The sequence below is a fragment of the Pseudocitrobacter sp. 2023LY-00077 genome (assembly GCF_055796175.1).
The window spans coordinates 79443-92808 of sequence record NZ_JBSPEI010000007.1; the positions used below are offsets into that span (position 1 = coordinate 79443).

Here is a 13366-nt window from a genome sequence, read left to right on the forward strand (position 1 = left end):
GAACAGAATGGCTATTCCAAAATTAAAGGGTTACGCACTGCCGACGGCAATGGAGCTTCCGGATAACAAAGTGAGCTGGGCGTTTGAGCCTGAGCGTGCGGCGCTGCTTATCCATGATATGCAGGAATATTTCCTCAACTTCTGGGGCGATAACAGCGAAATGATGGAAACCGTGGTAGCGAATATCGCTGCGCTGCGTGATTTCTGTAAAAAGAATAATATTCCGGTCTACTACACCGCCCAGCCGAAAGAGCAGAGCGATGAAGATCGCGCCCTGCTGAATGATATGTGGGGGCCGGGCCTGACCCGTTCGCCAGAGCAGCAAAAAATTGTCGCCGCGCTGACGCCAGACGAAGCGGATACGGTGCTGGTGAAGTGGCGCTATAGCGCGTTCCACCGCTCACCGCTGGAGCTGATGCTGAAAGAGACGGGCCGCAATCAACTGATCATTACCGGCGTGTATGCGCATATTGGCTGCATGACCACCGCGACCGACGCGTTCATGCGTGATATCAAGCCGTTCTTTGTCGCCGACGCGCTGGCGGACTTCAGCCGCGACGAGCATTTAATGTCGCTGAACTATGTCGCCGGGCGCAGTGGCCGCGTGGTGATGACGGATGAACTGCTGCCGTCCGTTCCGGCCAGCAAAGCCGCACTGCGTGCGCTGGTGCTGCCGCTGCTGGATGAATCCGACGAGCCGATGGATGATGAGAACCTGATCGACTACGGTCTGGATTCCGTGCGCATGATGGCGCTGGCCGCGCGCTGGCGTAAAGTGTACGGCGATATCGATTTTGTGATGCTGGCGAAAAACCCAACGATCGATGCCTGGTGGGCGCTGCTTTCCCGCGAGGTGAAGTGATGAGCGGCTTCGATTTCAGCGGCAAAACGGTGTGGGTCACTGGCGCGGGCAGAGGCATTGGTTTTGCCACCGCGCAGGCGTTTGTCGATGCTGGCGCAGCGGTAGTGGGGTTTGATCTCGCCTTCTCAGACGAGGCGTATCCTTTTACCACGCAGGTGCTGGATGTCTCCGACGCGCGTCAGGTGGCGCAGGTGTGTGAGCGCCTGCTCGCCACCACGCCGCGTCTCGATGTGCTGGTGAACGCTGCCGGTATTCTGCGCATGGGTGCGACGGATGCACTGAGCATTGACGACTGGCAGCAGACCTTTGCGGTCAACGTCGGTGGGGCATTCAACTTTTTCCAGCAGACCATGGCGACCTTCCGCAAACAGCAGGGCGGAGCGATTGTTACTGTGGCGTCCGACGCCGCGCATACGCCGCGTATCGGTATGAGCGCCTATGGCGCATCGAAAGCGGCGCTGAAAAGCCTGGCGCTCACGGTGGGCCTGGAACTGGCGGGTTCCGGCGTGCGTTGTAATCTGGTCTCGCCGGGATCGACGGATACTGACATGCAGCGCGGAATGTGGCAAAGCGACGATGCGGAGCAGCAGCGTATTCGCGGTTTTGGCGAGCAGTTTAAGCTCGGCATTCCGCTGGGGAAAATCGCAAAACCCCAGGAAATTGCTAACACGGTGCTGTTCCTCGCCTCAGATTGTGCCAGCCATATCACGTTGCAGGACATCGTGGTTGACGGCGGCTCGACGCTGGGAGCGTAAGATGATCTGGAAACGTCACTTATCACTTGAAGAACTGAATGCCACCAGCCTGAATACGATGGTGGCGCACCTGGGGATTGTTTACACCCATCTTGGGGATGACATTCTCGAAGCGGAAATGCCGGTGGATGCGCGCACCCATCAGCCGTTTGGCCTGCTGCACGGAGGAGCCTCGGCGGCGCTGGCTGAAACGCTGGGGTCGATGGCGGGGTTTATGATGACTCGCGATGGGCAGTGCGTGGTGGGAACAGAACTTAACGCCTCACATCACCGCCCGGTCTCTCAGGGTAAAGTACGCGGTGTCTGCCGCCCGCTGCATTCAGGTCGCCAGAGCCAAAGCTGGGAAATCGTCGTGTTCGATGAACAAGGGCGACGCTGCTGCACCTGCCGTCTGGGGACGGCGGTGATCGGCTAGATTTGCGCTGAATTGCCCGATGGCGCTGCGCTTATCCGGGCCTACGGTTCGTGGACATTCGTAGGCCGGGTAAGCGCAGCGCCACCCGGCAAAATATGCGCTATTGGTTCTGTAGCCATTCCTGGTAGCGTCTGGAGATGAAACTCGCTGCAATTTCATAATTTTCCCACGTATCTTTTACATGGAATTCGCTGGGGAGATCTTTGACCAGATAGGTGCAGTAGTCTTCGAGATAATCGCCTGTACTAAAATCAAAATAATGTTTAGTAAAGGCATTTCCTTGATCCGAAAGTTCTTCATCGGTCAGAGCGCCGTCGAACTCTTCAAAAAGCTGAGGGGCTGTTATTTCTCTGCGCATAAAGAGGGCAAGAGATTCAGCTAAATCCTCCTTAAACTCTTCGTCCAACAGGTCATTATCAATCAACCAGCCTAAATAAAAACCCGTATGGACGTAAGCCTGTCTGAGCGGTAAACCTTCTTCTATAACCGAGTCAAAATGGTATTTCGCTTTGTCGTAACTCATGGGGGACTCCTTGTCATGTGACGAAATAGCCATACTATCGTGTGGTTGCTTTGCATAACATTGACGCGGAATGCTATGGGTGTCTGCTATGCATTTTCACGTATTAAGTAGTTTTACCAATCTGGTGAGTCAGCCCTCTCAATTGTCCGTAATTTTACACTTCTTTTCTTAACTTAAGTGATCCCGTTAACAATGTGATGTAAATACGTAGTGTTCTTGTTGTACTTATTGGTTTCTGAGTTGTTAAATCAAACCTGTTGATACAGAAATAAAATGTAACACTCTCAGCGACTCACACGGACAACATCTATGAACAATTCAGGGAAATACCTCACATGGGCATTGCTCTCCATTGTCGGAGCGTTTGCCCTGGGCTATATAGCCCTCAATCGTGGTGAACAGATTAACGCCCTTTGGATAGTGGTGGCGTCAGTTTGTATCTATCTGATTGCTTACCGTTTTTATGGACGCTATATCGCCAAAAATGTACTGGCGGTTGACCCTTCGCGTATGACGCCTGCCGTGCGTCATAACGATGGGCTGGATTATGTACCGACCGACAAGAAAGTGCTGTTCGGTCACCATTTTGCGGCGATTGCCGGGGCGGGGCCGCTGGTGGGCCCGGTGCTGGCGGCGCAGATGGGGTATCTGCCTGGGATGATTTGGATCCTCGCGGGCGTGGTGCTTGCCGGTGCGGTGCAGGACTTTATGGTGCTCTTTGTCTCCACGCGCCGCGACGGTCGTTCGCTGGGTGAACTGGTGAAAGAGGAGATGGGGCCAACCGCCGGGGTTATCGCGTTGATTGCCACCTTTATGATCATGGTGATCATTCTGGCGGTGCTGGCGATGATCGTGGTGAAAGCCCTGACGCACAGCCCATGGGGAACATACACCGTGGCGTTTACCATTCCACTGGCGCTGTTTATGGGGATCTACATTCGCTATCTGCGCCCGGGGCGCATTGGCGAAGTCTCCGTTATCGGTTTGTTCTTCCTGATTTTTGCCATTATTTCTGGCGGTTGGGTGGCGGAAAGTGAAACCTGGGCGCCGTGGTTTGACTTCACGGGCGTCCAGTTGACCTGGATGCTGGTGGGCTATGGTTTCGTGGCGGCGGTATTGCCGGTCTGGCTGCTGCTGGCGCCGCGCGATTATCTTTCTACCTTCCTGAAAATTGGTACGATCGTTGGGCTGGCGATTGGTATTTTGATTATGCGCCCGACGCTGACCATGCCTGCACTGACCAAATTCGTCGATGGCACCGGCCCGGTGTGGACCGGTAACCTGTTCCCGTTCCTGTTTATCACCATCGCCTGTGGCGCGGTTTCGGGCTTCCATGCGCTGATTGCTTCAGGTACTACGCCGAAGATGCTGGCGAATGAAGGTCAGGCGTGCCTGATTGGCTATGGCGGGATGCTGATGGAATCCTTCGTCGCTATTATGGCGCTGGTTTCCGCCTGTATCATCGACCCGGGCGTCTACTTTGCGATGAACAGCCCGATGGCGATGCTGGCACCAGCGGGTACCGTTGATGTGGTGGCTTCCGCCGCGCAGGTGGTGAGCAGCTGGGGCTTTGCGGTAACGCCGGAAACTCTGAACCATATTGCCAATGAAGTGGGTGAGCAGTCGATTATCTCGCGTGCGGGCGGTGCGCCGACGCTGGCGGTCGGCATGGCGTACATTCTGCACGGCGCGCTGGGCGGCCTGATGGATGTGTCGTTCTGGTATCACTTCGCCATTCTGTTTGAAGCGCTGTTTATCCTGACGGCGGTGGATGCCGGTACGCGAGCGGCGCGCTTTATGCTGCAGGACCTGCTGGGCGTCATTAACCCAAATCTGAAGAGAACTGACTCGCTGCCCGCGAACCTGCTGGCGACGGCGCTGTGCGTACTGGCGTGGGGCTACTTCCTGCACCAGGGCGTGGTTGACCCGTTAGGCGGTATCAATACCCTGTGGCCACTGTTTGGTATCGCTAACCAGATGCTCGCAGGTATGGCGTTAATGCTGTGCGCGGTGGTACTGTTTAAGATGAAACGTCAACGCTATGCGTGGGTAGCGCTGGTGCCAACGGCCTGGCTGCTGGTTTGTACGCTGACGGCTGGCTGGCAGAAAGCGTTCAGCCCGGACGTTCGTGTGGGCTTCCTGGCTATCGCCAATAAATTCCAGGCGATGATCGACAGCGGGGCGATTCCGCCGCAGTACACGGAATCCCAGTTGGCGCAGTTGGTGTTTAACAACCGTCTGGATGCTGGCCTGACCATCTTCTTTATGGTGGTGGTGGTCGTGCTGGCGCTGTTCTCGATTAAGACCGCACTGGCGGCACTGAAAGAGGACAAACCGACGGCGAAAGAAACGCCTTATGAGCCGATGCCGGAAAACCTGGAAGAGATTGTGACCCAGGCGAAAGGGGCGCATTGACAGATGCCCTCACCCTAACCCTCTCCCTCAGGGAGAGGGGACCGACCGAGCTCGTTGTGACATTTGCGTCGGTTTTCTCCCTCTCCCTGTGGGAGAGGGCGGGGTGAGGGGAACAAAACGCACCACAATCAATGAGAATTCACCATGTTCGACACATTATCAAAAGCAGGAAAATATTTGGGTCAGGCCGCGAAAATGATGATTGGCGTGCCGGACTACGACAACTATGTCGAGCATATGCGTGTTACGCACCCCGACCAGACGCCAATGACGTACGAAGAGTTCTTCCGCGATCGTCAGGATGCTCGCTATGGCGGAAAAGGCGGTGCGCGCTGCTGTTAGCCCTCTTTTGGCAGATACAGGCTGATTTGTTCCTGTTTACAGCCGTATATTGCCGCCAGTTTCTCACGCGTGCGTTTTTGCGGGCGAGATTCGGCAGATTCGAGTTGTGAAATGGCAGACTGGCTAATACCCAGTTTCTCCGCCACGTCCTTTTGTGATAAGCCGCAATGAATGCGCCAGGCCGCCTGTAAGCTCACGCCTTCTTTATCCATGATGTCGCACACGATGCCGGGCAGGCTGGTGTTGTCATCGTCATCATGTTCGCAGGGAATATCTTCCCATTCATCGTCATCGTCGCTCGCGGACTCAGCCAGTTGCAAACGCAGGCGGTAATATTCGTCGTAAGGGATCACAACGTACTGCGGTTTCCCGTTTTCATCCTTAATTAGCTGAATAGCCATAGGGTGCCTTCTCCTCGTGCAGATATGTCGTCGTAGTTCTGCGCTTCACGGCCACAATGTGGCAGGTGTTTTCGTCGTCTATCACCGTAAAAATAATGCGATAGTCACCCACGCGCAGGCGATAGTGGTCCTTTGGCGTGGAGAGCTTAACGAGATCGGGCATCGGCGCGTTTCTGTCATTTAACGCCATTATCTTCTCAGTGACCTTTTGCCGATATCTCACATCAATGCTTTCTAACTGCCGCCTTGCCACTCTTGACCAGGTAATAACCATCCTGTACCTCCACTGTACGCTTACGGTTTACATAAGTAAAATATAAGTTTATTAGAAAATTAAATTTTTCTAATAAGTGTCACGATAAGCAAGATTAGTGAGAGGGGAAAGAGGTAAAAGGCAAGGCTTCGTGAAGGCTCGCAAAAACCTCTGTCAACTGACAGAGGCTTGCATAAACAGTGGATTAACCCGCGAAGTTTTCCACTTTTTCAAAGGCTGCAAACAGCGTGTCCGGCGTCAGTTCGACGGGCAGGAAATGAATGGATTCCACCGGGCGCAGCGTGTGGGCGATGACTTTATCGAGCTCCGCGCGGTTGTGAATATCGACGTCCAGCTGCGCAAGCGTAGTGGGTAAATGGAAGCGTTTGTAGGCGTGAACCAGTTGCGCCAGCACATCATCCTGACCGAGCAGGGCGCTTTGTACCAGAATGCCGTAGGCGACCTTGGTGCCATGGAGAAACTTCTCCGTCTGCGGCAGTACGGTGAGGCCGTTATGCACCGCATGTGCGGCGGCAACGCGAGTGAAGCGCTCGCCCAGACCGCCAACCATACCGCCGCCCGCGATAATGGCATCCACAACGTCGCGAAATACCTGGGTTAATTTCCCTTGCTGCTGATCAATTAGCGCCTGCTCGCTGCTTTCCAGCAGCACATCCCGAATCGCCAGCGCGCCATTAATACCCAGGCGAACCGTCAGCGGCAGCGTTTCCGGTTGCGGGGCGAGAACCACGGCTTCGTACCATTTCGCTAAGGTATCGCCAATGCCTGCCAGCAGATATTCTGCCGGAGCGTCGAGGATAATGCGCGGCTCAACCAGTACCAGGAAGTTGGCGTCGTCAAAAATTTCAAATTGTAGCGCCTGACCTGCATCGTTATACCACACGGAAAGCGGCGTCCACGCGGCGCAAGTCGCGGCGATCGTTGGGATAGCGACAAACGGTAAATTCAGTCGGCGTGCAACGGCTTTCACCGTATCAAGCAACGCGCCGCCGCCTACGCCAATGACAACGCTACGGTTATCGCCAGCCTGCGCGACCAGTGCGTTCACATCCCGTTCGCTACAGTGGCCGGTGAACAAAATCTGCGTTGATCCCGGCGCGGTGGCGCATTCCGGCAGATAAGGGCGTGCACCTGCAATTGCTTTTTCGCCGTAAATCCACACCGCGCGGGAGAGTTGCTCAGGGCTGAAAAAATCGTTGAGACGTTGCAGGCTGTCGGGGTGCGAGAAGTAGTTAGCGGGGCCAGGGACCACGCGAATATCAGTTTGATTCATAGATGTTGTGCCTCAGGATATTATTGTTTTATAGACGTCTAAACGTCTTGATTGCCAAATACTAGCATCGTGTTATAGTGGCTTCAACACTGCATCACAGATGGAACAACAATAATGACGCACAACCCACTGATCCCACAGAGTAAATTACCTAATCTCGGCACCACGATTTTCACGCAAATGAGTGCACTGGCGCTTAAACATCAGGCGATTAATTTGTCGCAGGGTTTCCCTGATTTTGACGGTCCGCGTTATTTACAGGAGCGACTGGCGTATCACGTTGCCGCAGGCGCGAACCAGTATGCGCCGATGACCGGCGTACAGGCGCTGCGTGAGGCCATTGCCGAAAAGACCGGCTCGCTATATGGCTACACCCCGGACGCCAATAGCGATATCACCGTGACGGCGGGCGCGACAGAAGCACTTTATGCGGCAATTACTGCCCTGGTGCGCCCAGGCGATGAGGTCATCTGTTTTGATCCAAGCTATGACAGCTATGCGCCAGCGGTGGAGCTATCGGGTGGCGTCCTCAAGCGTATTGCGTTGCAGCCGCCACATTTTCGTGTCGATTGGGCCGCGTTTCACGCATTACTCAGCGATAAAACGCGTCTGGTTATTCTTAATACACCGCACAATCCTTCAGCCACCGTCTGGCATGCGGCTGACTTTTCCGCACTCTGGCAGGCGATTGCGGAGCGAGAAATCTACGTGCTGAGCGATGAAGTCTACGAACATATCTGCTTTGATCCGCAGGGCCACGCCAGCGTGCTGGCGCATCCGCAACTGCGTGAACGGGCTGTTGCGGTGTCATCGTTTGGTAAAACCTATCATATGACGGGCTGGAAGGTTGGCTACTGCATTGCGCCAGCGGCGATAAGCGCCGAATTGCGCAAAGTGCATCAGTATTTGACCTTTGCGGTAAATACCCCGGCGCAGCTGGCATTGGCGGATATGCTGCGTGCCCAGCCGGAGCACTATCGCCAGTTGCCCACGTTTTACCGTGAGCGGCGCGATCTATTTATTGAAGCGTTGAGAGAGAGCCGACTGGAAATTCTGCCCTGTGAAGGAACCTATTTCCTGCTGGCTGATTATAGCGCTATCTCTGATAAGGATGACGTGAGCTTCTGCCAGTGGTTAACCACCGAAGTGGGCGTTGCTGCGATTCCACTATCGGTTTTTTGCGCCGATCCCTTCCCGCACAAACTCATTCGTCTGTGCTTTGCCAAGCAGGAATCGACTCTGCTGGCGGCGGCAGAGCGCTTGCGCCAGCTCTGATTATTTAACGGTCCAGGCCTGTGAAAAATTACGATCGCCGAACATTTCGAGCAGGCCGTTAATCTGCTTCAGACGCAGCACTTCGTCGCTGTCCATCCCCAGCTCTTTGCTGATTTTCTCATCGTTCCAGCCCAGACGCGCCAGTTCCAGCACGATATCAGACATGGCATTAATTTGATGTCGGCCGCGAGCGCGGTTATGGCGCACGGTTGCTGCCATGCGTGATGGCAACGTGGTGCTGCGGCTATCGATACTGGTGATGGGCAGGTAGCCTTTAAACTGCTTTTTCAAGGCCGGTTTGCTGCTGGCGAGCGCATAGCGGTGAAAACCATCCACAATTTCATACTGATGGCCATCTTTATCCATCACGACCAGCGGCTGTGTAAAACCGTCTGCCTCCAGCGATTTTTGCAGCAGCCGTTTTTCCGGCGGCGCCATGTTATTTGGGTTGTAGGCGTTGGGAGTTATCTGCTCCTCTTTGACCCAAATCACGCAGTCAACGGGCTGATCGTTAAACGGGCTGACGCCATGCAGCGCCTGGCGAAAGTGATTGATCGCTTCTACACGCGCCTCGAAATCAAGTGATTGCAGCCAGGTGGTCATATCATTAATTAATCGTTGTTGCACAGGATCCCCCATTGTTGACGTTTTTGGTTCATCCGTTCGCGATAGCGCTGATAGTGGATGGATTTGGTTGGGCTGAAAGAGAGTGCCCGACACCAGTAGTCGTTGTTTAACATGACCTTGCAGATACGTCGCCAGGACGGGATGTCTTTCGAGCCGACGTCGCCTTCCTGGCTGTCCGGAATATCCTCCATGCCCTGTTTTTGATACCAGTGCAGGTAGACCGCGATTTTATTGCGATAATGCTCGGCGGTGGTTTGCGGCATGCTTTGCAGTAGAAACATCGCGTAGCTACGCCAGCTGTGATGTGCGGGTTTTTCGAGTTTTCGGTGACCGTAAAACTGATTGTCGCGCCCGGCGTAAACCCCGCCGCTGTGTGCGCCGCTGACGCGCTGGCACATGGCGGCCCAACGTTCTGGCTCCAGCACATGGTATAGCCATAACCCCTGGCGCTGCTCTGGCCCAAACGGCTCACAAATACGCATGTTGCGGGGCGGCACGCCAGCCTGATACATCAGATTGTAGAGCGGGTTGTAACAAAGCCTGGTGCGGGCGAACCATGTCCAGATATCTGCCGTTTTCCAGTCGTAAATGGGGTACACATACCAGGCGTGACCGCCAGGGGCGGCGGTTGTCCACGGTTTATCATCGGCGAAACGCTGTTTGCGCTGTGATGAGATGGTCAGGAATCGGTTATAGGATTCATCCGCGCGGATCCCGACCAGCATAGCTGCCGGGCGTTGTTGCGAAAACCACTCTGCGAAGCTCTGGACGAAGCTTTCAAAGGTGCAGCCAGGGCGATAAAACGGGAACAATACCGGGTCGGTAATGGCGCCTTCAGGCGGCTGCCGCACCCACTTTGCCCCAGGCTCCCAGCATTGCCACTCAGGTTCAAATTGGGTAAGGGCGTTTTGCGTGGTGAGGGGAATCGCCACCCAATAGAAATTCTCGATAACATCCTGATAGAGATCGCGCATCCGTTCGCAATGGGCAATGGTGCTGGAAAACTGCGCCTCCCAGTCGATAAACAGGACGCTGATTTTTTTGCCCATTTCCCGCGCCAGTCGGGCGGTAATATGTAGCATTACCGTGGAATCTTTGCCCCCGGAAAAGGAGACACAAACGCGAGTAAAATTCTGCAAGGCCCAGGAGGCACGATGCTGGCTGGCCTCCTGTACGGTACAGGGTAAAGGTACCTTTAATAACGACATCGTCGGCGATCCTTGCGATATATTAAGCATGATAAGGCACTATAATATAACGGCAAGGACGTTGAATGTAATATTTTAATTAATGGCAAACCTAATGTACATTTATTAATGAGTAGGCATTTTGTATATGAATATATATGAGCGATTAATTCATTGTGGTGATTCTTTGTAATGGGTGATTCGTTCTATTACTTTCGCAAATGCAGGCGTGTTCATCGACGAACGGTTATAGATAATGTATATCATTACGGAGGGTAATGGTTCCGGGGTGATGACTTCCCGTAACTTCATATTTTTGCCTAAATAATCAAAAAACTCGCGGGGAATAATCCCGATTAAATCGGTTTTTTGTATAATGTTGACCATACCGATAAGTGAGTTAGTGCGTAATCCTGTGCGTCTGCCCAGGTACTGTTCATCCACTTCAGTCTGATATCCCTTAATGCCCGGTTCGTCCGTTGTGTAAGTAGCGAAGCGCTCCTGAAGAATCTCTTCTTTTGTCGCATGCTCTCCCAGTCGAGGGTGATCTTCACGGCAGACCAGAACGGTTGAAACCTCTTTAAATGGCTCGCAGGCAACCGAACGATTGATGATAGGCGAGGTGCTTAACACCAGATCAGCTTTCCTGTAACTCATTAAATCTTCGATGTTATCTGAAGTGGCAACGTAATCGTAATGGGCGATTTCGATGCTGGGGTCTTCCAGTAAACGTGTCACGATATTAATCAATGGGCCGGAAATGAATATCTGTGGGCCATAAATCACAAAGCGCTTCGTAAGTTCCGAATGGCTCATAATATTGATGGTTTTTTCCAGCTGATTCAGGTTATCCGCGAGGTGATGATGCAGGTTAACGCCGACCGTGGTAGGCGTGATCCCTTTGCCGGAACGCACGAACAACGGGTCGTTGAGCTGAATGCGCAAGCGCTGTAATGACTGGCTGACGGCGGACGGGGTAATAAACAGCGTCTCCGCGGCTTTACTGATGCTGAGATGTTGATAAATGCATTCAAAAATAACTAATAAGTTAAGATCGAACCGCTTTAGATCATAGAGGTTAGCCATTATGTTGTCCTTGTTTCGGTGCAGGTAGCAGAGAAGGCGCAGTTGCTCTCCTGTACCGCGAAGATTATTAACATTCCATGTTTTCGTAAAACTTAAAGCACCTTACATCCTGACTAAATATATATCAGAAAATAGTGTTTTACTACTGATCATAGAAAACAAGGTGATTGATATTTTATTTTTATACAATCACCCTGGGTTAATTACTCTTCGCCCATCATGACCTTCAGTTTTTGGGCATCAGGCAGGCCGACGACCTGCTGTAACTGGCCTTCTTTATTCATATAGTAAATGGCTGGGGTGACGTTTGCGCCCAGGTCATCCATCAGTTTCTGATTTTCATTTAATGTACGCATCGCATCCGCTGCTGGGGTCGCGGGAAGGGTGAGCTTCAGTTTTCCACCGGATTGCTCATAGTCATGCCAGGTTTTGGCAGGATCTTTCGTTGCCAGGATTGCGGCGGCGGTGTCCGGGCTTTCGGGTTTGATCACGCCAACCAGCAGCGTGCGAAGCTGAACCTTTCCTGCATCTACCCACGGACGCGCCTGCTGCCAGAACTGCTTGCAATACGGGCAGAACGGATCGGCGAAAACGTACAGGATGACCGGCGCGTCTTTTTTACCGTCCAGTAACCAGTGGCTTTTCTCCATGCGCTTCCACATTTCCTGCCCGGCCGGGGTATAAATCTCTTTCTGGAACAGCTGCTCACTGAGATTTTGCCCTTTCTCATCATACATATAGCCGGAAATGGCGTGTTTGCCGTCTGGTGTCACGTAGATAGCCACGCCCATATCCTGATATTTGCCGAGATACCCTTTCATACCTGCGGGCGCATCAAACGGCTTGATGATGGTAATGCCCTGTTTTTCGATGGCTTTTACCGGCGCAGGGAGTTCTTCCGCGTGGGCGAACAGAGGGAGGAGGGTGAGGAGTAAAGAACGTTTTAGCATAGAAAATCTCTGTAAAATCAGTCCGTAAGATGAAAGGAATGGTGTAGCCTATCACAACCATAGATAAGACCAACCGGTGGTGGATTGCCCTTTGAAGGGTGGGGTGATGTAATCCCTTAGCTGTTACAACCTTTGTTAAGGTAATGTAGAGCGCAACATATAGCCAGCCTGGCTGGCGCTGAATCCACCGACGGGTGTTCAGGTAACGGGGCCGCCTGAAGAGGGGGCCTTTTTACTTTACGCAGATTAGACGGGTAAGGGGCGTTTCGTGCCTTACTCATTTTCAGGTTCACAATGTTGTCTTGAGTCGGTTGTAAGGTAACGCTTATTGATTTGATAATGGAAACGCATTGGCCCTATCAACCAAATTTCGTTAACTTACAACTCAACGAAAACACGGAGGAAGTATAGATGTCCTTAATTAACACTAAAATCAAACCTTTCAAAAACCAGGCATTCAAAAACGGCGAATTCATCGAAGTAACCGAGAAAGATACCGAAGGTCGCTGGAGCGTATTCTTCTTCTATCCGGCTGACTTCACCTTCGTTTGCCCGACTGAACTGGGCGACGTAGCAGACCACTACGAAGAACTGCAGAAACTGGGCGTGGATGTGTACTCTGTTTCTACCGATACTCACTTCACCCACAAAGCATGGCACAGCAGCTCTGAAACCATCGCGAAAATCAAATACGCGATGATCGGCGACCCGACTGGCGCCCTGACCCGTAACTTCGAGAACATGCGCGAAGATGAAGGTCTGGCTGACCGTGCGACCTTCGTAGTTGACCCGCAGGGTATCATCCAGGCTATCGAAGTTACCGCTGAAGGCATTGGCCGTGACGCATCTGACCTGCTGCGTAAAATCAAAGCAGCACAGTATGTTGCTTCTCACCCAGGCGAAGTTTGCCCGGCTAAATGGAAAGAAGGCGAAGCAACTCTGGCTCCGTCCTTAGATCTGGTCGGCAAAATCTAAGTCTTT

Annotated in this window: 15 protein-coding genes; 7 read left to right on the top strand and 8 right to left on the bottom strand. The window is 53.0% G+C overall.

Going from position 1 to position 13366, the window contains the following annotated elements; genetic code table 11:
• Window positions 1-7 precede the first annotated feature (7 nt).
• The 3 genes from ACWWFX_RS10810 to entH are packed head-to-tail and all read left to right on the top strand — an operon-like array spanning window position 8 to window position 2032.
• The gene (locus ACWWFX_RS10810) at window positions 8-862 is read left to right on the top strand and encodes an isochorismatase (RefSeq protein ID WP_473223789.1); all 855 of its coding nucleotides are present in this window, start codon (window positions 8-10) and stop codon (window positions 860-862) included.
• Window positions 862-1617, top strand: coding sequence for a 2,3-dihydro-2,3-dihydroxybenzoate dehydrogenase EntA (entA, locus tag ACWWFX_RS10815; RefSeq protein WP_456147381.1), 756 nt, complete (start codon window positions 862-864; stop codon window positions 1615-1617). Before ACWWFX_RS10810 ends, entA begins: the two co-directional genes overlap by 1 nt.
• 1 nt (window position 1618) lies before the next feature.
• Entirely contained in the window at window positions 1619-2032 is a 414-nt protein-coding gene (entH, locus tag ACWWFX_RS10820; RefSeq protein WP_276218492.1) for a proofreading thioesterase EntH, read from the top strand.
• Between the two features lie 100 nt (window positions 2033-2132).
• Here entH and ACWWFX_RS10825 read toward each other — a convergent pair whose 3' ends face one another.
• Window positions 2133-2555 (bottom strand): DUF7832 domain-containing protein, encoded by a 423-nt coding sequence (locus ACWWFX_RS10825; protein WP_473223790.1) that lies wholly within the window; start codon window positions 2553-2555, stop codon window positions 2133-2135.
• Window positions 2556-2864: 309 nt separating this feature from the next.
• Here ACWWFX_RS10825 and cstA point away from each other — a divergent pair, with 309 nt between their 5' ends.
• Together cstA and ACWWFX_RS10835 are read left to right on the top strand one after the other, a co-directional pair.
• A complete protein-coding gene (cstA, locus tag ACWWFX_RS10830) occupies window positions 2865-4970 on the top strand; it encodes a pyruvate/proton symporter CstA (protein WP_276218490.1) in 2106 nt (701 codons plus the stop codon).
• Between the two features lie 144 nt (window positions 4971-5114).
• The gene (locus tag ACWWFX_RS10835; RefSeq protein ID WP_015965413.1) at window positions 5115-5312 is read left to right on the top strand and encodes a YbdD/YjiX family protein; all 198 of its coding nucleotides are present in this window, start codon (window positions 5115-5117) and stop codon (window positions 5310-5312) included.
• Here ACWWFX_RS10835 and ACWWFX_RS10840 read toward each other — a convergent pair.
• The 3 genes from ACWWFX_RS10840 to ACWWFX_RS10850 all read right to left on the bottom strand — a co-directional run bounded on the left by ACWWFX_RS10840 (window position 5309) and on the right by ACWWFX_RS10850 (window position 7260).
• A complete protein-coding gene (locus tag ACWWFX_RS10840; protein ID WP_276218486.1) occupies window positions 5309-5713 on the bottom strand; it encodes a helix-turn-helix domain-containing protein in 405 nt (134 codons plus the stop codon). The two genes, ACWWFX_RS10835 and ACWWFX_RS10840, sit on opposite strands and share 4 nt — an antisense overlap.
• Window positions 5694-5987 (bottom strand): type II toxin-antitoxin system RelE family toxin, encoded by a 294-nt coding sequence (locus tag ACWWFX_RS10845; RefSeq protein WP_421356098.1) that lies wholly within the window; start codon window positions 5985-5987, stop codon window positions 5694-5696. Before ACWWFX_RS10845 ends, ACWWFX_RS10840 begins: the two co-directional genes overlap by 20 nt.
• 184 nt (window positions 5988-6171) lie before the next feature.
• Window positions 6172-7260 carry an oxidoreductase gene (locus ACWWFX_RS10850; RefSeq protein WP_473223791.1) on the bottom strand — a complete coding sequence of 363 codons (1089 nt, stop codon included), beginning with the start codon at window positions 7258-7260 and terminating at the stop codon, window positions 6172-6174.
• 114 nt (window positions 7261-7374) lie between these two features.
• On the opposite strand from ACWWFX_RS10850, the gene ACWWFX_RS10855 reads away from it, so the two are divergent.
• Entirely contained in the window at window positions 7375-8535 is a 1161-nt protein-coding gene (locus ACWWFX_RS10855; RefSeq protein ID WP_473223792.1) for a pyridoxal phosphate-dependent aminotransferase, read from the top strand.
• Here the strand turns inward: ACWWFX_RS10855 and ACWWFX_RS10860 are convergent, their stop codons facing one another.
• The 4 genes from ACWWFX_RS10860 to dsbG all read right to left on the bottom strand — a co-directional run bounded on the left by ACWWFX_RS10860 (window position 8536) and on the right by dsbG (window position 12385).
• The gene (locus tag ACWWFX_RS10860; RefSeq protein ID WP_473223793.1) at window positions 8536-9162 is read right to left on the bottom strand and encodes an IbrB-like domain-containing protein; all 627 of its coding nucleotides are present in this window, start codon (window positions 9160-9162) and stop codon (window positions 8536-8538) included.
• A complete protein-coding gene (locus ACWWFX_RS10865) occupies window positions 9147-10370 on the bottom strand; it encodes a phosphoadenosine phosphosulfate reductase (protein ID WP_473223794.1) in 1224 nt (407 codons plus the stop codon). The genes ACWWFX_RS10860 and ACWWFX_RS10865 overlap by 16 nt, the downstream gene beginning before the upstream one ends.
• 150 nt (window positions 10371-10520) lie before the next feature.
• Entirely contained in the window at window positions 10521-11435 is a 915-nt protein-coding gene (citR, locus tag ACWWFX_RS10870; protein ID WP_473223795.1) for a DNA-binding transcriptional repressor CitR, read from the bottom strand.
• A gap of 203 nt (window positions 11436-11638) precedes the next feature.
• On the bottom strand, window positions 11639-12385 hold the full coding sequence (gene dsbG, locus ACWWFX_RS10875; RefSeq protein ID WP_276218473.1) for a thiol:disulfide interchange protein DsbG: 747 nt from the start codon (window positions 12383-12385) through the stop codon (window positions 11639-11641).
• 411 nt (window positions 12386-12796) lie between these two features.
• On the opposite strand from dsbG, the gene ahpC reads away from it, so the two are divergent.
• Complete coding sequence (gene ahpC / locus ACWWFX_RS10880) at window positions 12797-13360, top strand: alkyl hydroperoxide reductase subunit C (protein ID WP_015965404.1); 564 nt, start codon at window positions 12797-12799, stop codon at window positions 13358-13360.
• Window positions 13361-13366 lie beyond the last annotated feature (6 nt).